General features: G+C 31.5%; 22 protein-coding genes. 7 read left to right on the top strand and 15 right to left on the bottom strand.

Translation table 11 applies throughout. The features are described from left to right. Positions 1 to 4 precede the first annotated feature (4 nt). A complete protein-coding gene (locus LQ668_RS07725) occupies positions 5 to 331 on the top strand; it encodes a heme oxygenase (RefSeq protein WP_078358104.1) in 327 nt (108 codons plus the stop codon). A 59-nt stretch (positions 332 to 390) separates the two neighbouring features. Here LQ668_RS07725 and LQ668_RS07720 read toward each other — a convergent pair whose 3' ends face one another. Continuing rightward, positions 391 to 1,749, bottom strand: a complete 1,359-nt coding sequence (locus tag LQ668_RS07720; protein ID WP_078358103.1) for a YjiH family protein — start codon at positions 1,747 to 1,749, stop codon at positions 391 to 393. Positions 1,750 to 2,109: 360 nt separating this feature from the next. Between LQ668_RS07720 and LQ668_RS07715 the strand changes: the two genes are divergently transcribed. Then, positions 2,110 to 3,267 carry an MFS transporter gene (locus LQ668_RS07715; protein WP_107509438.1) on the top strand — a complete coding sequence of 386 codons (1,158 nt, stop codon included), beginning with the start codon at positions 2,110 to 2,112 and terminating at the stop codon, positions 3,265 to 3,267. A gap of 43 nt (positions 3,268 to 3,310) precedes the next feature. Here the strand turns inward: LQ668_RS07715 and LQ668_RS07710 are convergent, their stop codons facing one another. The 10 genes from LQ668_RS07710 to LQ668_RS07665 form a co-directional block, all read right to left on the bottom strand. After that, entirely contained in the window at positions 3,311 to 3,823 is a 513-nt protein-coding gene (locus tag LQ668_RS07710) for an Asp23/Gls24 family envelope stress response protein (RefSeq protein WP_107509439.1), read from the bottom strand. A gap of 61 nt (positions 3,824 to 3,884) precedes the next feature. Next, entirely contained in the window at positions 3,885 to 4,109 is a 225-nt protein-coding gene (locus LQ668_RS07705; protein ID WP_025906323.1) for a DUF2273 domain-containing protein, read from the bottom strand. 23 nt (positions 4,110 to 4,132) lie between these two features. Then, positions 4,133 to 4,672, bottom strand: a complete 540-nt coding sequence (amaP, locus tag LQ668_RS07700; protein WP_239700419.1) for an alkaline shock response membrane anchor protein AmaP — start codon at positions 4,670 to 4,672, stop codon at positions 4,133 to 4,135. Between the two features lie 208 nt (positions 4,673 to 4,880). Continuing rightward, positions 4,881 to 5,897: a FecCD family ABC transporter permease gene (locus LQ668_RS07695; protein ID WP_078358099.1), complete on the bottom strand. Its 1,017-nt coding sequence runs from the start codon at positions 5,895 to 5,897 to the stop codon at positions 4,881 to 4,883. Continuing rightward, positions 5,894 to 6,898, bottom strand: a complete 1,005-nt coding sequence (locus LQ668_RS07690) for a FecCD family ABC transporter permease (protein WP_078358098.1) — start codon at positions 6,896 to 6,898, stop codon at positions 5,894 to 5,896. Before LQ668_RS07690 ends, LQ668_RS07695 begins: the two co-directional genes overlap by 4 nt. 15 nt (positions 6,899 to 6,913) lie before the next feature. Next, complete coding sequence (locus LQ668_RS07685; RefSeq protein ID WP_115337129.1) at positions 6,914 to 7,717, bottom strand: ABC transporter ATP-binding protein; 804 nt, start codon at positions 7,715 to 7,717, stop codon at positions 6,914 to 6,916. 214 nt (positions 7,718 to 7,931) lie between these two features. Beyond that, positions 7,932 to 8,768 (bottom strand): YitT family protein, encoded by an 837-nt coding sequence (locus tag LQ668_RS07680; protein WP_078358096.1) that lies wholly within the window; start codon positions 8,766 to 8,768, stop codon positions 7,932 to 7,934. Positions 8,769 to 8,928: 160 nt separating this feature from the next. After that, the gene (locus LQ668_RS07675; RefSeq protein WP_203153807.1) at positions 8,929 to 9,882 is read right to left on the bottom strand and encodes an L-lactate dehydrogenase; all 954 of its coding nucleotides are present in this window, start codon (positions 9,880 to 9,882) and stop codon (positions 8,929 to 8,931) included. Between the two features lie 22 nt (positions 9,883 to 9,904). Beyond that, complete coding sequence (locus LQ668_RS07670) at positions 9,905 to 11,503, bottom strand: L-lactate permease (RefSeq protein ID WP_107509441.1); 1,599 nt, start codon at positions 11,501 to 11,503, stop codon at positions 9,905 to 9,907. Positions 11,504 to 11,974: 471 nt separating this feature from the next. After that, positions 11,975 to 13,696: an ABC transporter ATP-binding protein gene (locus tag LQ668_RS07665; protein WP_107509442.1), complete on the bottom strand. Its 1,722-nt coding sequence runs from the start codon at positions 13,694 to 13,696 to the stop codon at positions 11,975 to 11,977. 190 nt (positions 13,697 to 13,886) lie between these two features. Between LQ668_RS07665 and pbp4 the strand changes: the two genes are divergently transcribed. Both pbp4 and LQ668_RS07655 read left to right on the top strand, forming a co-directional pair. Next, a complete protein-coding gene (pbp4, locus tag LQ668_RS07660) occupies positions 13,887 to 15,260 on the top strand; it encodes a penicillin-binding protein PBP4 (RefSeq protein WP_107509443.1) in 1,374 nt (457 codons plus the stop codon). 81 nt (positions 15,261 to 15,341) lie between these two features. Next, positions 15,342 to 16,091, top strand: coding sequence for a M50 family metallopeptidase (locus LQ668_RS07655; protein ID WP_107509444.1), 750 nt, complete (start codon positions 15,342 to 15,344; stop codon positions 16,089 to 16,091). Positions 16,092 to 16,132: 41 nt separating this feature from the next. On the opposite strand, the gene LQ668_RS07650 is transcribed toward LQ668_RS07655, so the two are convergent. Further along, the gene (locus LQ668_RS07650) at positions 16,133 to 16,780 is read right to left on the bottom strand and encodes a metal-dependent transcriptional regulator (protein WP_107509445.1); all 648 of its coding nucleotides are present in this window, start codon (positions 16,778 to 16,780) and stop codon (positions 16,133 to 16,135) included. Between the two features lie 145 nt (positions 16,781 to 16,925). Between LQ668_RS07650 and LQ668_RS07645 the strand changes: the two genes are divergently transcribed. The 3 genes from LQ668_RS07645 to mntC are packed head-to-tail and all read left to right on the top strand — an operon-like array spanning position 16,926 to position 19,388. Beyond that, positions 16,926 to 17,639: a metal ABC transporter ATP-binding protein gene (locus LQ668_RS07645; RefSeq protein ID WP_078358089.1), complete on the top strand. Its 714-nt coding sequence runs from the start codon at positions 16,926 to 16,928 to the stop codon at positions 17,637 to 17,639. Further along, complete coding sequence (locus tag LQ668_RS07640; RefSeq protein WP_107509446.1) at positions 17,636 to 18,460, top strand: metal ABC transporter permease; 825 nt, start codon at positions 17,636 to 17,638, stop codon at positions 18,458 to 18,460. The genes LQ668_RS07645 and LQ668_RS07640 overlap by 4 nt, the downstream gene beginning before the upstream one ends. A gap of 10 nt (positions 18,461 to 18,470) precedes the next feature. Next, positions 18,471 to 19,388: a manganese ABC transporter substrate-binding lipoprotein MntC gene (gene mntC / locus LQ668_RS07635; RefSeq protein ID WP_107509447.1), complete on the top strand. Its 918-nt coding sequence runs from the start codon at positions 18,471 to 18,473 to the stop codon at positions 19,386 to 19,388. A 502-nt stretch (positions 19,389 to 19,890) separates the two neighbouring features. Here mntC and LQ668_RS07630 read toward each other — a convergent pair. Genes LQ668_RS07630 through LQ668_RS07620 form a run of 3 tightly spaced genes read right to left on the bottom strand, consistent with a single transcriptional unit; the run spans position 19,891 to position 21,135 of the window. Next, positions 19,891 to 20,382, bottom strand: a complete 492-nt coding sequence (locus LQ668_RS07630; protein WP_078358087.1) for a Na+/H+ antiporter subunit G — start codon at positions 20,380 to 20,382, stop codon at positions 19,891 to 19,893. Beyond that, complete coding sequence (locus LQ668_RS07625) at positions 20,360 to 20,653, bottom strand: monovalent cation/H+ antiporter complex subunit F (protein WP_078358086.1); 294 nt, start codon at positions 20,651 to 20,653, stop codon at positions 20,360 to 20,362. The genes LQ668_RS07630 and LQ668_RS07625 overlap by 23 nt, the downstream gene beginning before the upstream one ends. After that, a complete protein-coding gene (locus LQ668_RS07620) occupies positions 20,653 to 21,135 on the bottom strand; it encodes a Na+/H+ antiporter subunit E (RefSeq protein ID WP_078358085.1) in 483 nt (160 codons plus the stop codon). Before LQ668_RS07620 ends, LQ668_RS07625 begins: the two co-directional genes overlap by 1 nt. Positions 21,136 to 21,137: the final 2 nt, after the last annotated feature.

Genomic DNA, 21,137 nt, shown 5'->3' with positions numbered 1-21,137 from the left:
TAATATGTATGTAGTAACAAACAGAATTAAAATAAAAAAAGGTTATGCAGAAAAATTAGCACCAATGTTTACTAAAGGTGGCGCTTTGCAAGAAATGAAAGGTTTCATTAAAGTAGAAACTTGGAATATGCAAGATATAGAAGAGAACGACGAATTACACGTAAACATGTGGTGGGAAGAATTAGAAGACTTTGAAGTTTGGAAAAATAGTGATGCTTTCAAACAAGCACATAATCGTGATGGCGATTCTAATAAAGACAAAGGTGAATCACCAATGTTAGGATCAGAGATTGCTATTGCAAAAGTAGAAACAACTATCGAACCAAAATAAAAAGTACTGATGTGAATAAAAAAATGTCGACAAAGTCTAAAACTTTGTCGACATTTTTATTAAAAGAATATATGCGCTAGTATAACAATAATTGGAAGAGCAATTATTGTACGTATAATATAAATCATAAAGAGTTTCCCTAGGCTAACTGGTATTTTAGAACCAAGTATTACGCCCCCTACTTCAGATAAATAAATTAATTGAGAAATACTTAACGCACCTACAATAAATCTTGTCATATCACTTGGTACATCACTAATGAGTAGTGATGGCAAGAACATATCTGCAAAACCGATTAATAATGTTTCAGATGCTTCTTTAGCATATGGAATTTGCATTAATTCTAGTAATGGAACAAACGGTGCTCCAAGAATACTGAATGTTGGTGTATATTCTGCAACAATTGTTGCTAAAGTACCAATTGTCATTACAACAGGCAGTACAGCTAACCACATATCTAAAACTGTCTTAACACCATTAACAAAGAATTGTTTTACTCCTGGTGATTTAACTGCTTTTTCTGTTGCTTGTTCAAATCCCCATGTAATAGGATTATGAGTCTTAGGTATTTTTTCGTTTAATTGTTCAGTACTTCCATCAGAATATTGATCAGGAATTTGCTTCAACGGCCAAATTCTAGGCATTATAAATGCTGCAACAATACAAGCTATAATAACTGATAAATAAAACTGGAAGAAATAATCCATTAAACCGATTGTTTGAGCAATAACAATCGCAAATGTAATAGACACAACTGAAAATGTCGTTGCTATTACAGTAGCTTCTCTTCTAGTATAAAACCCTTGTTCGTATTGCTGACTTGTAATCATAACACCAACTGTTCCATCGCCAATAAAAGATGCAAGGTTATCAACTGTAGATCTTCCTGGTAATTTAAACACTGGTCTCATGACAGGTGCAAACATTGGTCCTAAAAATTCTAATAAACCAAAGTCCATCAACAATGGAAGGAATAGACCTGCAAAGAAAAATACAGCTAGTAAAGTTGGTAATAAATCATTATAAACCATTAAACCTGTATTTTCGTTCACTACAATGCCCGGTCCAAAATCGAAATATATACAAATGGCAAATATAGCACCTATTATGCGTATTACAACCCATATCCAATTCACATTAAATAGCTCATTAGTTATAGATCTCTTAGTAGAACTACTAAATACAGTAGAATAAATTAATGTCATCACTGCAGAAAAACATATTAAGAGCATAATAATTAATCCTGCATAATCCCCTATCCAACCTAAAACGGTATTTGCTAAAAATGCAACAGGTAAACTAGTCTCTGGATTACCTTTATCGTCTGTTACTGTTATTGGAACTAAAAAGAGGTAAATCCCTAATAATGATAATATTATAAATTTTAACCTTCCCACTAAAACACTCGATTGTTTCATACTTTCTCTCCTTTTCGCAAGACTAACTATACACAATAATTAATAAATATTCAATACTATTCATCCCTAATTTTATTATATATTTTTATGTAAGCGCTGTCATTAATTTTTAGAAAAATAAAAGCGAAATGAGATAATAATACGCAATAAAATTTTGTAAATCTTAACTTTAATATTTTTAAATATTCAATCAATTGAATATTATCCGTATGATATATTGATGATTATCACTTTTTCAATTAATTTTATACATAAAATATGTACAGACATTACGATTGTTCGGGTATTAAATTTTATCTGTATTTTTACAAATCACACTGTTATAATCATGATTATATGTCAAAGAGAAGGAGTTATATGATGTCGAAAGCTCGATTAATCACATTTATGTTAAGCGTATTTGTCGTAGGAATGGTTGAATTGATGATTGCGGGGATTCTTACTTTAATGAGTAAAGATTTAAATGTATCTGAAGCAATAGTTGGCCAACTCGTAACAGTTTATGCATTAACGTTCGCGATAAGTGGACCAATACTTGTTAAAGTCACAAAGAACATATCACCAAAGACCGTCTTATTAGTAAGCATGGCTATTTTCATATTAGGAAACTGTATCATCGCTTTCTCACCTAATTTTACAATATTAGTTTTAGGTAGAATATTATCTTCTGCCGCTGCAGCTATTATAGTTGTTAAGATTTTATCATTAACTGTCGTATATTCTAACCCAAGTGAACGAGGCAAAATGATCGGACTCGTGTATACAGGTTTCAGTGCCGCCAATGTATTAGGTGTTCCACTAGGTACAAAAATTGGTGACCTAGTAGGTTGGAGAATGTCATTTGTATTTATATCACTTGTCGGGGTTGCAGCTATTATATTAATCGCATTTAATGTAGCAAGTAATAAAATAGATACAGTTGAATCATCTCAACAAAATCAAGGCTATAAGATTATTGACAAACTTGAAATTGTTAAATATTTAAGTATCACTTTCTTAATACTTGCAGCTAATTATGTTGTCGTAACATATATCAGTCCATTATTATCAATTTATGGATATGACTTAAATATTGTTTCCATTGTATTGCTCGTTGCGGGACTTGGTGCAATTCTTGGAACATCATTAGGAGGATATATTACAGACTCATTAGGAAGCAAGAAATGGTTGTTAATTTCATTAAGCACTTACACAGTATTAATGCTTATTTTCCAATCATTTTTACCTATATTAATTATTACTCTAGTAGGTGTATTCTTATGGAATATCGTTCAATGGGGATCGAATCCACCAATTCAAATAGGTATTATCTCTCAAATAGAAGGAGATACTAGTGCTGCTATGAGTTGGAACATGTCTAGTTTAAATGCAGGAATTGGGGCAGGTTCATTATTAGGAGGCATTTTTGTATCTTACTTTAATGTCGTGTCAAGCTTATATGTAGCAGCTGTATTAAGCTTTATCGCATTTTTAATTTGCTTAACACTTAAAAAGAAACCTAAATCACAACAAGTATAATAAAAAGCGACCGAAAAATTTCCGGTCGCTTTTTTTATATCTATTATTGTAATTCTTTACCATTTTGTGATTGGTTTTCTTCATTAGAAGATGCGTTTTTTTGTTCGTATTCTTTTTTACTCATTACATCATCAACATGCATGTTAACTTCAACAACTTCAAGGCCAGTCATATGTTTAACTTGTTCTTTAACTAAGTCTGACACTTTTTTGAAGATTCTAGGAGCTGATTCACCATATTCTAAAATAACTTTTAAGTCTACAGCTGCTTGTTTTTCTCCTACTTCAACAGTTACACCTTGTGTTACGTTATTTCCAGAAGTAAAACGGTCAGTAAAGCTAGATGCAAATCCGCCTTTCATATCTAAAATACCTTTAACTTCTCTTGCAGCAATTCCAGCAATTTTTTCTACTACTTCATCTGAGAAAGATAATGTATTTGAAAATTGTGGTTCTTGAGCTTGAGCTTGTTGTTGCTGAACTTCACGTTCTTGTTCGTTTACACCAGTTTGTTCATTGTAACTGCTTTTTGCTTTGTTGTTGTCTACGTTTGCCATAATAAATTCTCTCCCTTAGTTTATAATTTGTTTTAATTTTTTTATTTATATATTTAGCAGTCTAACTAATTCTGTTAAGGAAATTTAAAAACTGCTGTGTACAGTCTTTAATATACCCTAGCCCCACACCTATTAAACATAGGACAAGAATTAAAACTGTTTTCCAAAAACCAATAGTTAAAAATAAAACTGCTAAAATTAACATCGCTATAAAACCAATAATTCTCCATTTATATTCTTTAATAAAATTAATGAATTGATTCGGATCTTGATTTTCATTTGGCATAACCGGAACCTCCTATCCTTGTCTTATAACACTCTTGTATCACTCGTTTTCTGATCTCTTACATTAATCTCGATATTTTTCACTGGTATTTCAGAGAAATGTTCAACATTTTCTTTAATATCCGATTTGATACGATCAGTTAATGTTTGAATACCACCTGTCTCTGAAACTACAAAGAAATCAGCTTTAACTGTTGCATAAGATTTGTTCTTCTTGTTATAAAGTTTAGCAACAACATTTGGTTGACGAACTTGATCGTATTTTTGAATTGTACGATAAACACATTTTTCAACTGAATTTCTCGTAATATATATGTGACCATCCTCGTAGTCACGGTGTAAGCCTGGTTTCTTATGTGTTGGTTTAAATGTCGCAAAGAACATTAGTAAACCAAAGAATATTAATACGCCAGCACAAGCAATCAATGTAGGTTCAAACCAATTATATTTTAATAACTGTTGTTGATAGCTCTTAATTTGGCTAATATCCAAGTACATAAAAAGAAGCGTGCCTACAACTACTATTATGAACAAGCCTAGGAAAAAATTCTTTAATCTTCTCACTGGCAACTGCACCTCCTATGTAAAGTTCTATTACTACTCATAGTTATACCCCTAAAATGATTTCGGAAACAATATTTTATATTTAATTTATATTTTTAGTTAAAATTTTATTTGAAACTGGATTTTTTAAGTCTGTACAGTATACTAGTATACTATATTCAAAAATAAAAAATGCTTTCAATCCGAATTAATTCAGATTGAAAGCATTTTATATATGTGTTGATTTTTGCATTAAATATAAGAAATATGGTGCTCCAACTATTGCAACGATAATTCCTGCTGGTAGTCCATTAGGCTCCAATACAATTTTACCAATTGTATCTGCTACGACTAACAATATTGCACCGTTTAACACGGCTATTGGTAAGTATAGTTGATGTCTTGGTCCTACTATACTTCTAGCAATATGTGGCCCCATTAATCCTACGAAGCCAATTCCCCCTGCTACTGAAACTGCTGCAGATGATAACACAACAGCTAAGAATACGAGAAGGATTCTTTCTTTATTATTATTAATACCGAAAGCAACTGAAACTTGTTCGTTTGTGCTTAAGACATTTAATACATTCGCTTTATAAAACAAGAATGGCATAACGATTGCTAACCAAGGTACAAATGCAAACACGAATGGCCATTCGTCTCCCCATATATTACCTGCAAACCATCTTGCTATAAATTCCATTTGATCTTGGTCAAAAGTAGACATGATTGTAATAGATGCCCCACTTAATGCAGTTGATAAACCCACACCGATTAATACCATTCTCACTGGGTTTATTCCTTCACCTTTTTTATGACTAAAGATGAATATTACCATAGCTGTAGCTAAACCACCTAGCATACTTACAAGTGGTAATACATATACAAAATCGCCTGCTTTGATAGTACCAACTACTAAAAACAATGTAATCATAAAGCCGCTTCCTGCATTAATACCCAATATACCAGGCTCTGCTAGTGGGTTCTTTGTAATACTTTGAAGTATTGCACCACTCAATGCTAAGCTTGCTCCTGCTAAGATTGTAATAAGCATTCTTGGCATTCTAAATTCATACAAAATCATAGTATCTAGTTCGTTACCTTGACCTAAAATTGTTTTGAAAAATTGGACAAATGACATCTTAAATTCGCCAGTTGTCATCGCAAATCCCATTGATGCGATGAGTACGACTACTAAAATGGTAAAAGTTATGCGTTGTTTTCGAATTATTTTAGGATGTATCATAATATTTTACCGTCCCTTCTTACAAGATAAAGGAAGAACGGTACACCAATAATTGAAATAACTGCTCCAATTGGTGCTTCTCCTAACATTCTCGCAATCATATCTGCAAATAGAAGAATAAATCCACCTAATACTGCTGATAAAGGGATAACGCGTTTATAATCTGTCCCTATCATAAATCTAACAATATGAGGAACCATTAAGCCTACAAAAGCAATTTGACCTACAATAGATACAGCTATACCTGCTAATAATATTGTAGCAATTAAACTCGTATACCTAACAACAGTACTATTTTGTCCCAAACCTTTTGAAAGTGTATCACCTAAACTAAGTATTGTAAGTTGTCTACTCATCATAATTAACACTATTAAAATAACAACAACTATCGGCGTTGAAATCATAAGTTGTTTCCACGTTGTACCACTTACACCACCAACACTCCAAAATGTTAATGTTTGATTTAATTTAAATATTAATGCGATTCCTTCACTTGCAGCAGTCAATAGCGCAGATACTGCAGCACCTGCAAGTACAAGTCTCATTGGACTAAATCCACCACGTTTAGATGAACCGACACTCATTACAAGTACCCCACCAATTCCAGCTCCAACAAATCCTGCAAGCATAAGTGTAAAGTACCCTGCACTTGGTATTACTGCTAAAGTTAGTGCAAGCATCATACTTGCTCCAGCGTTAAGTCCTAATAAGCCAGGATCAGCTAAGCCATTACGTGTAACCCCCTGCATTACAGCTCCAGATACTGCCAGTGCCATTCCGACAATAACTGCTCCAATTTCTCTTGGAATTCGTATTTCTCTTAAAATATTATGTTCCTCTATTTGAGGATTATAGTTGAAAATTGCATCATAAACCATTTGAATCGAAGTTGTTTTTGCTCCGAATAAAAATGACAGAAGTAAAACAGCTACAAGTAAAATAATTGTAACTGTTAAAATAATAGGATAGCGATTTTCTTTAATTGTTTTTGATTGAGTCATCAGGCTGCCATCCTTTTATAACTTTGTGTAATGTTTACATAGTAAATTATATGTTACAAGCATTGGCTTACCAGTTCTAGGATCTGTTGAAAGTTCAGCATCAATGTTAAACACTTCTTCTAAAATCTCGTTTGTTAACACTTCTTCTGTTTGACCTTGAGCAACTATTTCTCCAGATTTCATAGCTATTAAATGGTCAGAAAAACGTATTGCTTGGTTGATATCATGTAAAACCATGATAATCGTACAACCTTGTTCTCTATTTAATTCTTGAACAAGTTCTAGAATTTCAAGTTGATGTGAAATATCTAAATATGTTGTTGGCTCATCTAAGAAAATGATATCTGTTTTTTGAGCAAGCGCCATAGCAATCCATACTCTTTGTCTTTGACCACCACTTAAATCATTTATTGCTCTATATTTAAAATCATGAGTTCCGGTAACGTTTAAAGCCCACTCTATTTCCTCTTTATCTTGTTTAGATAATCTACCAAAACCTTTTTGATGAGGAAATCGTCCATAAGAAACCAGTTCACCAACTGTTAATCCATCTGCAACATCAGGAGACTGAGGTAATATCGCAATTTTTTTAGCAATTTCTTTTGTAGAAGTTGAATGTAAGTTCTTTCCATCAAGTAAAACTTCTCCAGTTTGTACATTTAAAATACGGCTTAATGCTTTAAGTAAAGTTGATTTACCACAGCCATTTGGACCGATTATAGAAGTTACTTTACCATCAGGTATTTCTAAGTTTAAATCATTAACTATTAATTTTTCACCATAACCTATTGAAATGGCTTCTCCCGTTAAACGATTCATAAAGAACCCTCTTTCTATTAAAAATAGACTCTATTTATTATGCTTATTTGTATTTTTTTGTAAATGATAATCATTATCATCATTCATATCTATGTATTATAACATTTAATGGGGTCTTTTTCTATCATTTAATGAATATTTTCACGTTATATTCACTTTTGAGACAAATAAAAACAAGCTAAGAATCCCCTTTTTCTTAGCTTGTTTTTTTAAATTATTCATCCACAAGGAAACCATTTCCGAGTACGTCCCTCACATCATGGACAACTACAAATGCATTTTCGTCGAATTTCTTGATCATACGTTTAGTTCTAGAAAGTTGCGTTTTAGCAATTACTACATACAAAACATCCGTATCTTTTTTCGAATAATATCCTCTACCATTTAAAATCGTACATCCTCTTCCAATTTGCTCATCTATCATTTTAGCAATTTGATCAGGATTTTGAGATATAATGGTTACGGCTTTTTTAGGGTTTAAACCTTCAATAACAAAGTCCATAACTTTAGTACCAACGTATAAAGATATCACTGTTAGTAATGCTTTTTCTAACGGCATTACAGTTAGTGAGAACATGACTACGATAAGGTCAAAGAATAGAAGAGCATATGATGTATTAACATCTAAATATTTATGAGCTATTCTTGCTAGGATTGTTGTTCCAGCAGTTGTTCCGCCAGATAACACTATTAAACCAATACCTAGACCGACCATAAATCCGCCAAAGATTGTGTTAATTAATATTTCGTGTGTCTCAACAACCCATGAACCTGTCAGACCTAAAAATACCGATATTGCAATAACCGCTATTATTGTATAAATTGTACTTCTCTTACTTAAAAATTTATACCCTAACGCGATTAAAATAGCGTTTAGTATAAACGTTGACCACGCTGGTGAAATATCATAAGCATAAAGTAGAATCAAAGAAACCCCGGTTACGCCACCTTCACCTAAATTAGCTGATATAATAAAGGCATTTACCCCAGTAGCAAATATGAATGATCCTACTAGTATTAATATCATATCTCGTAATAATCTATTTTTCATGACCTTACCTCCTTTTTATTTTTCAGCAGACATATAGATACTACCATAATCAGCAAATCCCCTCAACATGCCTATTTCAAATACAAAAAGGGAGTGGGATAGAAATCTAGTTTTATAAAAAGATTTCGTCGTCCCACTCCTGCAAGGATAAATTTTTATATTAAAATTGTACTTCGAATGGTGCTTGTATATCTTTTAGTACTTTAACAGAGTTATCAAATAATGCTTTTTCCTCTTCGTTTAAAGGCATTTCGATTATTTCTTTAATACCAGATCTATTAATTAAAGCTGGTACACCGATATAAACACCTTCATGTCCATATTCACCTTCTAGATATCCAGAAACAGTTAACACTACATCTTGATTGTTTAAAATTGCTTTAGTAATACGCATAAGCCCCATTGCAACTCCATAGTATGTTGCACCTTTTGCTTCAATAATTTCATAAGCTGCATCTCTAGTTTGAACAAAAATTTCTTCTATTCTATGTTTACGTGTTTCATCTTTTTCTATTATAGATCTTAATGGCTTACCTGCAATATTTGCGTGTGACCATACAGGTAGCTCAGAATCTCCGTGTTCTCCAATAATATTTGCATGTACGCTTTGTGGTGCTACATCAAATTCTTCGCTTAATAAATATCTGAATCTTGCTGTATCAAGAATTGTACCTGAACCGATAACGCGTTCTTTTGGCAAACCAGAGAATTTCATTGTTGCATAAGTTAAGATGTCTACTGGATTTGTAGCAATTAAGAAGATTCCATCAAATCCAGAACTCATAACTTCATCGACTATAGCTTTAAAGATTTTCATATTTTTTGCTACTAAATCCAATCTTGTTTCACCAGGTTTTTGAGCCGCACCCGCACAAATCACGACTAAATCAGCATCATTACAATCCTTATATTCGCCTGCTTTTACTTTGACTGGAGAAGGACCATAAATTGTTCCATGGTTTAAATCCATAACATCTCCATTTACTTTCTTCTTATCTAAATCTATGATGACAAATTCATCACAAATACCTTGATTGATCATTGAGAATGCATAACTAGAACCTACTGCACCATTTCCTACTAATACAACTTTGTTTCCTTTAAATTGTTTCATTATAACCGCTCCCTGTTTATTATTATAAAATCATCGCTAATATGAATGTCCACACACATATGAATATTAAAAATCCTATACTATATTTCAAAGTCATTTTGAGTAATTCTGACTCTTTACCAACTTCACCTACTGCTGCTGTTGCAATTGCTATTGACTGTGGTGAAATAAGTTTAGCTGCTACACCACCAGCAGTATTTGCTGCAACTAGTAATGGGCCACTTGTGCCAATTTGACTTGCTACAGTTGCTTGAATTGGTGCAAACAACGTATTGTTATTAACAACAGATCCTGTCATAAATACGCCAATCCAACCTAATACAGGTGAAAGTAATGGGAATACACTACCAGCTTTCGCAATACCTTGTCCCATAGCACCTGTTAAACCACCGTAAGTAGTAATTTTAGCAATCGCTAAAATGAAACATATCGTCAAAATTGGTAGCCATAATTCTTTAATTGTTAAGCCTAATAATTTAAACGCTTCACTAAATTTAAAATGTTTAGATATTAGAATTGTAATGATAATAGATATTAAAATCGCAGTACCTGTTGCACTAAATATGTCTATTTTTAATGTAATTAATTTATTTGTAATTTCATTTAATGTTCCAGGAATACTAATGTTCCATACTAATGATGATAATAAACCCTCTTCTGCAAACAATCCTTTGAAGAATGGCGCACTCCATATCATGACAAAAATAGTTAATATATAGAACGGGCTCCATGCATATAAGATCGTTTTAACAGAATGCTTTTTCGGTTGCATAACTTTTTGATCAGTAACTCTATAAATATTTTTAGGTTGATAAAATTTTGAGAATATTGCTAATGCAACCATTGATAATAATGGTGGAATAATATCAGCAAGTTCTGGACCTTGGAAATAAGTAATGAGTACTTGTAAAACTGTATAAGTTGAACTTACAACTAATATCATCGGTAAAATTTCTTTAACACCTTTTAATCCATCTAAAATCATAATTAATAAGAAAGGAATAAAGAAATTCATAATAGGCAATGTAAGTGTTGATATTTGAGAAACTTCTAATGCCGTAATATTACCATGTAAACCTAAACTATCCACTATTCCAACTGGTATACCAATTGCACCAAAAGCACCAGCAGCACCATTTGCAATTAAACATAACATTGCAGCTTGTAACGGTCTAAATCCAATTTGAATTAATAGCACACTACAAATTGCAATCGGAACACCAAAACCAGCAGCACCTTCTAAAAATGCATTAAAACTAAATCCAATTAATAGTAATTGTATACGCTGATCTTGAGATATCCCAGAAATACTATCTTGAATAATGCTGAATTGACCTGTACCAATAGAAACTTTATATAGCCATACCGCCATTACAACAATATAACCAATAGGAAGAATACCTTGGAAAAACCCTTCAGTTACAGCACCAACAGCTACAGTTTTTGGTAAATCAAATATAAAAAATGCAATTAATAAAGTTACGACAAGTGTTGTAATTGATGCATATATACCTTTCATTTTAAAAACTGTTAAACATAATAAAAATAATATAATCGGTATACTAGCGACAAGTGCTGATAAAGTTACATTATCTAATGGATTAATATTATTTAATAACACAACGAACAACTTCTTTCTTTTTTATTTTTTAAGATGCGCATCTTTTATATTTGTGATGTTTTTCACAATATAAATATAACATCTCCAAAACCCTGGGTCAATAGCTTTAGCGCATATTATGTGAAATATTCACGATAAATTTTATATAGATTTTTACGATTTTTTACAAACTCTTTATCTACTTGAATGGTTGCGTTTACATTATTGTCACTGATTTGAAAATTAATTTTCTACTTAATATTGTGTTAGGGACATAATTCTGAGTAATGTCCGTAAGAACTAGTGTCTAAGCAGCACTATTCGGAATTCTGCTAGTTAGCCCAATCTAAACTCCACAACCAAGTTCTTTCCCACACCGTATCTTTCTCCACTCGCAAAATAGAGCCTAGACAATTTATTGTCTAGACTCTATTTTGTGATTTTTAGTTGTTCTCATATACCAAGTTCTATTACATTCTTAATTTTATATTTTTATTCCGTTAGGCTTTGCGTATTTACGAAATGTCTATACTTATCGTGTGTTGTTATTAACTCACTATGTGTACCTGCACCGGTAATTTCTCCTTTATCTAAGAAAATTATTTGACTTGCTTTCTTTATTGTTGCTAGTCTATGTGCTATTACTATCGTAGTTCTATCTTTCATAAGTTCATTCAATGCTTGTTGAATATAATATTCACTTTCACTATCTAAATTAGCTGTTGCTTCGTCTAATAGTAAAATATCAGGGTTCTTAATGAAACTTCTTGCTATATCTATTCGCTGTCTCTGTCCTCCTGATAATTTAGTACCTCTTTCTCCTATTTCTGTTTCAAATCCTTGTGGAAATTCCATTATAAAGTCATAACAACGTGCCATTTTTGTATAATGTATAAGTGTTTCATCAGTTACCGCTTCATTAATTCCATATGTAAGATTATCTCTTATCGTACCTGACATCATTGCATTAGATTGCATGACATATCCAATTTTCTGTCTCCAATATTTCAAAGATATATCTTGTATAGACTCGTTACCATATAATATTTCCCCGTGCTCTAGTGGATACAATCTTTCAATTAAACTGAACAATGTACTTTTCCCTGATCCTGATGGTCCTACAAATGCTGTAACTTCTCCAGAATGGATAGATAATGATAAATCTTTAATAACGAGATTATCTTCATATCCAAATGAAACATTTTTGAATGTTATGTCTTGATGGTCGGCTACAGGACGATTTGAATCTATCCCAATTTTTTCGATTTCTTCTTGATATATTTCATATATTCTTTCGCTTGCCCCAACTGCTTTTTTATAGTCCGTAATGAACATTGAGAAACTTAAAATTGGTGCTGATAATTGTATAACATAGAAAATCATCGCAACTAAAGTTCCTGCTGTAATTGCGCCACTTGATACTCTTATTCCACCAAATCCTAATATTATAGCGACGGTAACCGTCATTATAATTCCTGATAATGGTGATATAATCGCTCTTATTTTAGCTTCTTTCAAACCTAAATTATATATACTTAATAAAGTTACTTTCGTCTTTTCTAATTCGTTTGTTTCTGAAGTTGTTACTTTCACTAACTTCATTTCAGTTAATACTCTACCCAGCAATCCACTAAATTTAGCAATTTCAGTTTGTGTTTCTTTAGAAATTTTGCCCATTTTCTTCCCTAGTGGAATCATGATGCCTATAAAAATCGGTAAAATAATAAAAGTAATGAGTGTCATTTGCCAATCGAGAATGAACAACATAACAATAGAACCAATCAGCGTTAATAAAGAAGGTAATACGCTTGGCGCCTTTTCAGAAATAAATAAATTAATTACATTCGTATCATCAGTAATACGACTCATTAATTGGCCACTTTCATTCTTATCAAAAAAACTCATTTTTAAGTTGATGAGATGTTGCCAAAGCTTTGCTCTAATAGAGTAAATAGTTTTCTCACCAATTTTACTTAATAAATACGTACCTATACCGCTCAAAACAGCATTAGCTAAGAATATCCCTATAAATAGCCATACCATGCGTAAATCTAAATTTTCTGCATTAAATGTATCCACTAATTTCCCGGTAAATAATGGTACAAGTAAACCACTTAGACTGCCTAGTATAGATAGAAACATTGCCCAAAACACCATTTGTTTAGGCCAATCTACTTTTTTTAGTAAATATATCAACGGATTTTCATTTTTCATTTTAACTACCTCTTCAATAAATATAATGATTATATTTGTATTTTACAGCAAAATGGTATATACATACTAATTATAGAAAACTAATTTTACAAAAAATTAATATTCATTTGTTATCTTGTTATACGGAAGTTATTTAATTTATGTTAGAATGATATAGTTAATTTTAAAAATAAATAAAGAGGTCTTATTAATGAAAAAAAGTCTATTAATATTTTTTGCACTACTAATATTGAGCATTCCAGTAACTCAAAATGCATCTGCTGCTGATAACGCAAAGTCTCCAACAACTGTTGCCAACGAAAATGGATATTCACTTGGAGAAATATATGAACCAGAAGGCGCAATTAATTACAGTTCTGAAACTGGTCAAATTATGTATGAATATAAGATAGATGCTAAATGGTTTCCTGCTAGTATGTCTAAGTTGATGACATTATACTTAACTGAAAAAGCAATCAACAGCGGTAAATTAGACAAAAATGCAAAAGTTAAAATGACAAACGAAGAATACCGTTTATCAACGTTACCTGAACTAAGTAATACAAAATTATATCCAGGTGATGTATATACTATTTCAGAGTTAATGCAAATTACAGTTTCTAACTCTTCAAATGCCGGCGCGATGATTTTAGGTAGAGAGACTATGAAAGCTGAAAATTTAGCTTCTGCAAAAAAGATAGATAAAAAAGATAAAGACTCAAATAAAAATACAGCTTCTAAACAACAAAAGAAAGATTTAGACTCTGACTTTGTTGATTACATGAATGAAACTGCTAAAAAAATAGGCATGAAACATACAAAGTTCTACAATTCTAATGGCGCATCAAATAATTTATTATTAGAATATAAAGCTAAGCGTTACCAATCAGATGAAGATAATTATTCTACATCTAGAGATTTCGCAATTCTAGCACAGCATCTTGTAAAGCAGTATCCTGATATTTTAGAATATACAAAATTAGTAGCACCGACTGTTCAAAACGTTACTTATTATACTTATAACCACTCACTTGAAGGTGCGGATATGTCATTAAAAGGCACGGACGGTCTAAAAACAGGTTCAAGTGATACAGCCGACTATAACCATAGTCTCTCAACTAAAAGAGATGGTTTAAGAATCAATCAAATCATTCTTGGAGCTGGTGACTATAATAGCGTTGGTGGTGAAAAAGAACGTAATATGATGGGTAACAGCTTAATGGAAAAATCATTCAATGAATATGAATGGAAAAAAGTATTATCTAAAGGCAAACAAAAAATAAACGGTAAAACTTATTATGTTTCAGAAGATCTTTATGACGTTGTGCAAAAAGGTGTAGATTATAAAGTTGTTCTTGAGGATGGTAAAGCCCATATCGATTATAAACGTACTTTCTTAAATGATAGCTATGGTCCACCAACAGTCAATGTGGAGTCACCTAGCAAACATAAATTTAATCAAACAAAAGAAAAAGTTACAAGCGAAGATAATAGACCTATCATCATGACCGCTTCAATATTACTTATTTTAGGAATATTGTTATTATTAACTTGGTTATTAAAACGTAAGAAAAATAATAAATAACATTAAGCCTTAAGCCCGACAACAAATACGTCACTTTAGTGTAGAATAGTATTAAACTATTTTATTCGAGGTGACGTATTTTTGATTCATTTTTTACCGAATTTTTTATCAGAACCAATCAATATATCATTAGTTACGATTACGATCATCGCGCTAATATATGTATTTGTTCATCATAGAAGACAACAGCCTATATTAAGTTTGATTGATATTATTTTAGGATATTTCCCTATTTTAATTCATGAAATGGGCCATGTGATTGCAAATAAACTTTCCGGTGGTAAACCGAAAGATTTAGTTGTTGTATGGCGTAGAAAAGAACGAACAGAAACAGGTAGACAAGGTTATGCTATCACGGGTTCTAAATCGCGATTAAATCAAGTTATAACAACATTGTTCGGTTATATTATGCCATCTATTATGCTTATTTTAGGTGTTTGGCTTAAACATCATACGTTTGGACCAATATTCTTAATTATCCTTCTTTTAATGTTTTTATACTATGTTATGCTTACATCTAAAAAGTTTATACCAACTATCATACTAGTTGTCATAGCTGCTGCATTATACGAAGTCATATCAGCACCAAATATACATGACTTTGGCCAAATCACCACTTATATATATCACTTGGGCTTAGGTACATTGCTAGGCGAAGTTGCTCAATCAAGCATCACGATATTCTTATTAACTTTCACACGATCAATCCAAGAATGGGATGGCAGCCAATTAAAGCAACTAACTAAAATCCCTACTATTGTCTTTAGTGTTATTTGGATTGCAATAAACGTATATGCAGTTATGTATACTTTTAATATTTTATGGTCATAAAAAAAGCCAATAAAGAATCGAGTTTTTCGATTTTTTATTGGTTATTTTTTTATTCCAAACAAATATGATGCATTTGTTTCGCTAATCATAATAATTTTATTATTTAACTTTAGTTCTATAATTTGATTTAAGCTATCTTTATTACTTATTGTAACGATATTACCTATATTCAAGTCTTGATTACTTAAATAATCTAATAAATTCACATAGTCCATTACACGTTTAATGATAACATCGTCACCTACTTCAAATTCATTCAATGAAGTATTATATAATTCTTCAATTTGATTCTCTCTTGGAATTATTCCACCATGTGGACACGTCTTAGGATACCCCATCAACTTATCTATCTTTTCTATGAAACGATCAGATACTCGATGCTCTAAAATTTCAGCCTCTTCATGTACTTCATCCCACGAATACTCTAACTCTTCTATTAAAAATCTTTCAATTAGTCTATGCCTTTTAATGATATTCGCAGTATGGTCTAATCCTTTTTGTGTTAATTTCACACCTTTATATGGACGGATATCTACATAATCGTCTTTTTTTAAACGCAGCATCATTTCACTTACTGATGACGGTTTAATACCTAAATCTTGAGCTAAGTTTTTATTTGATACATAATCTGTCGTTCCATTTAATCCAAAAATTGCTTTTAAATAATCTTCTTGTTCTTCAGTCAACATCTGCTCTGACCTCGCTTTTATTATCATATTTTTATTGTACCATGATTTATTTTTACAAGCTATCTCTTGACTTCGCCTAATTTTATAATATAATCTAAATATAGTTTAGGTTAGCCTAAACTTATTTTTAGAAAAAGGTGATAACATGTTACAGGTTAAGAATATGAATTTATTTATAGGTCAACAGCACATATTGCATGATATTAACTTAACAATTCAATCATCAGGAGAGCTAATAGGCATTATGGGGCCAAATGGCGCTGGAAAATCATCGTTTATCAAATCAATTTTAGGCGAATTCAAAGCAACTGGCTTTGCTTTTTGGAATGATAAACCTATTAAGCAACAACTCACTCAATTAACTTACATTCCCCAAAGAAATCAACTAGATTTAGATTTTCCTATTACAGTTAAAGACAGCTTAATAACTGGCTATTACCAAACTTCTGGATGGTTTAGACCGATGGCAAATGAAGCTTATATAAAAAGAGACCAATTATTATCTGATTTGCAACTAACTGATTTAAAAGATAAGACATTAAATCAATTAAGTGGTGGACAATTACAACGTGTTCTCTTAGCAAAAGCTTTAATGAAAGATAGTGATTTATTGTGTCTAGATGAGCCTTTCGTTGGAATCGACTTTAAAAGTGAAGAAATCATGATTCAAATATTACGAAGACTAAGATCAGAAGGTAAACTGATTTTAATTGTTCATCATGATATCCACAAAGCCAAAGCGTATTTCGATAGAATCCTCCTCCTCAATCGATCAGTAAAATTCTTTGGTTCTGCTACAGAAGCTTTATCTGATGAAAACATTAAAGAAGTATTTTTAAAGGAAGGCGTAACATTATGATTAACGAATTTATCTCATCACTCTTTCAATATAACTTTTTAAGTAGAGCTCTAATCACTGCCATCATAGTTGGGATTGTTTGCGGGGTTGTAGGAAGTCTTATTATATTAAGAGGTTTATCTCTAATGGGTGATGCCATGAGCCATGCTGTTCTACCTGGTGTCGCACTCAGCTATGTATTTAATATTCCAATGTTTATAGGTGCCTTAGTATCAGGCATGTTAACGAGTTTACTAATAGGATATATTTCACAACATTCGAAGACAAAAAATGATGCTGCAATAGGTATTATTTTCACTACTTTCTTTTCCCTAGGTATTATAATCATTAGCCAAATCAATTCCTCTACAGATTTGTACCATATACTATTCGGAAACATTTTAGCAGTAACTTCAAATGCTTTTTATACAACGAGCATTGTAAGTATTATCGTGATTGCTTGTGTCATTATATTTTATAAACCACTCCACTTATCAACTTTTGATCCAATAGCGGCGAAAATGAGTGGATTGAATATTAAATTAATTCATTACTTTGTCATGATGTTGTTAGCACTTGTTACTGTAGCGAGCTTACAAACGGTAGGAATTATTTTAGTTGTTGCATTGCTAATCACACCTAGCTCTACTGCATTTTTAATTACTAAATCATTAAAAGCAATGATGATTGTTGCAAGTACAATTAGTGCAATATGTGCGGCCTGTGCCATGTATATTAGTTACCTATACAACTTACCTAGTGGCGCTTGTATCGTATTAGTATGTTGTTTAGTTTATATTATTACGTTCGCCATACATAAACTTAAATTAAAATTTATATAAGGAGTACATTATGAAAAAATTATTGTTTTCACTCATAGCTGTCATCTTATTATTGAGTGCATGTAGTCAATCTTCGTCTAAAAATGATAAACATTTAAAAGTCGTCACTACAAATTCTATACTTGCTGATATGACTAAAGAAGTAACTAAATCAAACGCAAAAGTCACAAGTATCGTTCCCATTGGTCAAGATCCACATGAATATGAAATCAAACCACAAGACGTTAAAGAACTTACAGATGCCGATGTTATCATATATAATGGCTTTAATCTTGAAAGTGGAAATGGTTGGTTTGAAAAAGCTTTAGAACAAGCTGGCAAAAAAATATCTGACAAAAATGTTATACAAGCTACAGAAGATGTAAAACCTATTTACTTAAAAGGTGGAGAAGGAGATAAAAACAAAGTCGATCCTCACGCTTGGTTAAGTATTGAAAATGGTATTAAATATGTAAATACTATCGAAAAACATCTGAGTAAAATAGATGGAAAATATAGTAAAGATTATAAATCGAATGCAGATAATTATACAAATAAACTTAATAAATTACATAGCAAAATGAAAAATGAATTTAATGATATAGATGAGAACAAACGAGCATTCATTACAAGTGAAGGTGCATTTAAATATTTTGCAAAAACGTATCATATAAAACCAGGTTACATATGGGAAATTAATACAGAAAAACAGGGTACTCCAGATCAAATGAAACAAGCCATTAATTTTGTTAAAAACAATCATCTATCATCATTAATCGTAGAAACAAGTGTAGATAAGAAAAGTATGCAAACATTAGCTGAAGAAACGAACCTTGAGATTAAAGAAGAAGTCTTTACAGATTCTATAGGTAAAAAAGACTCTAAAGGAAATTCATACTACAATATGATGGAACACAACGCCAAAGCAATACACAATAGTATGAAATAGTTATTGAATTTATAAAAAAGTCTGAGACAAATTAATTGTCTCAGACTTTTTTATGGACACCTTTCATGAGAAAGAGAATAACAACCTTATTGTCGACAGTTTTTCGTTGGAAAGTAAATAAAGTTACTTGAATTTATCTAGACGAACCAAACTTGATAAATTGAACGCTTCTATTTATCTAGACGAACCAAACTTGATAAATTGAATGCCTCTATTTATCTAGACGAGCCAAACTTGATAAATTGAATGCCTCTATTTATCTAGACGAGCCAAACTTGATAAATTCAACGCTTCTATTTATCTAGACGAACTAAACTTGATAAATTCAACGCCTCTATTTATCTAGACGAGCCAAACTTGATAAATTCAGTCTTTTTTTCACACTTTTCTCATTGAAAATCTCAAGATCTTTTTTCTTATGGACACGTTTCATAAAAAAATGTCGGCAAAGTCCACGACTTTGTCGACACTATAAAATAAATTAATTGTCTCAACCTTTTTGCTATTTTAAAGTTTTGTCATCTTTTTTCATAACTTGTTTATATTTGCTAAATGTTTCTTTATCATTTTTAGAAAATGCTTCATTCATTAACTGTCTTTTTTCAGCTCTTTTTCTACGATCTTTTTTAGTTTCTTTTCGATCATATCTAAAGTTTAATGATGTTCCTTTTTTCGTAAACTCTTTCATATACATATATGAACCAGAATTGTATGCTGATCTAATAATCATATGACCTGCTACTGGTGATGTTAAATATAAGAATAATATTGTCAATAATGTACGAACACTGAAATAGTCTTGTGTTACTAAGAAATAGATAAATACACCTGTTAATGTAAGCAATACTGATAAAGTTGAGCTTTTAGTTGCAGCATGACTTCTAAGAAATGTATCTCTAAACCTAACAATACCAATTGCACTTATTAAAGCTGCAATTGAACCAAGCAATATAGATAAAGCAGCAATTAGACTAACGATCTCGCTTAGATTCAAAGACACGACCCCCTTCTATGAAACGTGAAATACCTACTGTACTCAAGAAGGAAAGTATCGCAATAATAAGACTTGCTTCTAAGTAGCTAAATGTATCAAAAACAATACTCAATACACCCACAACTGAAACTAATATCGCGCCAATTGCATCAAAAGCAATAACTCTATCTGCTGTAGTTGGTCCAATTATCGTTCTAAAAAGTACTATAACAATGGAAATACCATAAATAACAAGTGCTGTATTTATAATTGTTAAAATGATAAATGACATTATTTAAGCACCTCCCAGATTAGTTTCTCATATTTCTTAATTTGCTTAGTTAGAATTTGTTTTTCTTTTTCTGAAACATCAATTGCATGAATAAAGAATCTCCTACCATCAGGCGAGAGTCTTAACACGACTGATCCTGGCGTTAACATAATGAGTAGTGTTAACAATGTAATAGCCCAATCATGTTTCAACGTTGTCTCGTAAGTTACAAGTCCTGGATTTACTTTATTCGTTTTGAAAAGAATATAGTTTATAGTTGTCATACTTGAAGTTACAAGTTGATAGTTGTAAACACAAATAAATTTGAATATTACCCATACTTTTTTTAAATAGAAAACATGACCGAAAAACCTATGCATCAAGTAGACAATAAATATCCCTATAAAATATCCACCTATGAAAGTTGATAAGTGAAATGTATCTTCATCTTGAAATAAAGTCCATAAGAAGGCGATTAAAATATTTAATAATAGTTGTGCCATTA

Origin of the sequence: Mammaliicoccus sp. K-M42 (genome assembly GCF_022386375.1) — a bacterium.
GTDB lineage: Bacteria > Bacillota > Bacilli > Staphylococcales > Staphylococcaceae > Mammaliicoccus > Mammaliicoccus fleurettii.
This window is presented reverse-complemented; position numbering and strand designations above follow the sequence as displayed.

Bases quoted from the DNA above. Each gene is read 5' to 3' on its own strand.
- LQ668_RS07690 (WP_078358098.1), bottom strand. From the start codon at position 6,898: ATGACTCAATCAAAAACAATTAAAGAAAATCGCTATCCTATTATTTTA.
- LQ668_RS07625 (WP_078358086.1), bottom strand. From the start codon at position 20,653: ATGTCATTTATCATTTTAACAATTATAAATACAGCACTTGTTATTTAT.
- pbp4 (WP_107509443.1), top strand. From the start codon at position 13,887: ATGAAAAAAAGTCTATTAATATTTTTTGCACTACTAATATTGAGCATT.
- LQ668_RS07725 (WP_078358104.1), top strand. From the start codon at position 5: ATGTATGTAGTAACAAACAGAATTAAAATAAAAAAAGGTTATGCAGAA.
- LQ668_RS07645 (WP_078358089.1), top strand. From the start codon at position 16,926: ATGTTACAGGTTAAGAATATGAATTTATTTATAGGTCAACAGCACATA.
- LQ668_RS07720 (WP_078358103.1), bottom strand. From the start codon at position 1,749: ATGAAACAATCGAGTGTTTTAGTGGGAAGGTTAAAATTTATAATATTA.
- mntC (WP_107509447.1), top strand. From the start codon at position 18,471: ATGAAAAAATTATTGTTTTCACTCATAGCTGTCATCTTATTATTGAGT.
- LQ668_RS07665 (WP_107509442.1), bottom strand. From the start codon at position 13,696: ATGAAAAATGAAAATCCGTTGATATATTTACTAAAAAAAGTAGATTGG.
- LQ668_RS07685 (WP_115337129.1), bottom strand. From the start codon at position 7,717: ATGAATCGTTTAACGGGAGAAGCCATTTCAATAGGTTATGGTGAAAAA.
- LQ668_RS07620 (WP_078358085.1), bottom strand. From the start codon at position 21,135: ATGGCACAACTATTATTAAATATTTTAATCGCCTTCTTATGGACTTTA.
- LQ668_RS07640 (WP_107509446.1), top strand. From the start codon at position 17,636: ATGATTAACGAATTTATCTCATCACTCTTTCAATATAACTTTTTAAGT.
- LQ668_RS07650 (WP_107509445.1), bottom strand. From the start codon at position 16,780: ATGTTGACTGAAGAACAAGAAGATTATTTAAAAGCAATTTTTGGATTA.
- LQ668_RS07715 (WP_107509438.1), top strand. From the start codon at position 2,110: ATGTCGAAAGCTCGATTAATCACATTTATGTTAAGCGTATTTGTCGTA.
- LQ668_RS07695 (WP_078358099.1), bottom strand. From the start codon at position 5,897: ATGATACATCCTAAAATAATTCGAAAACAACGCATAACTTTTACCATT.
- LQ668_RS07710 (WP_107509439.1), bottom strand. From the start codon at position 3,823: ATGGCAAACGTAGACAACAACAAAGCAAAAAGCAGTTACAATGAACAA.
- LQ668_RS07675 (WP_203153807.1), bottom strand. From the start codon at position 9,882: ATGAAACAATTTAAAGGAAACAAAGTTGTATTAGTAGGAAATGGTGCA.
- LQ668_RS07705 (WP_025906323.1), bottom strand. From the start codon at position 4,109: ATGCCAAATGAAAATCAAGATCCGAATCAATTCATTAATTTTATTAAA.
- LQ668_RS07680 (WP_078358096.1), bottom strand. From the start codon at position 8,768: ATGAAAAATAGATTATTACGAGATATGATATTAATACTAGTAGGATCA.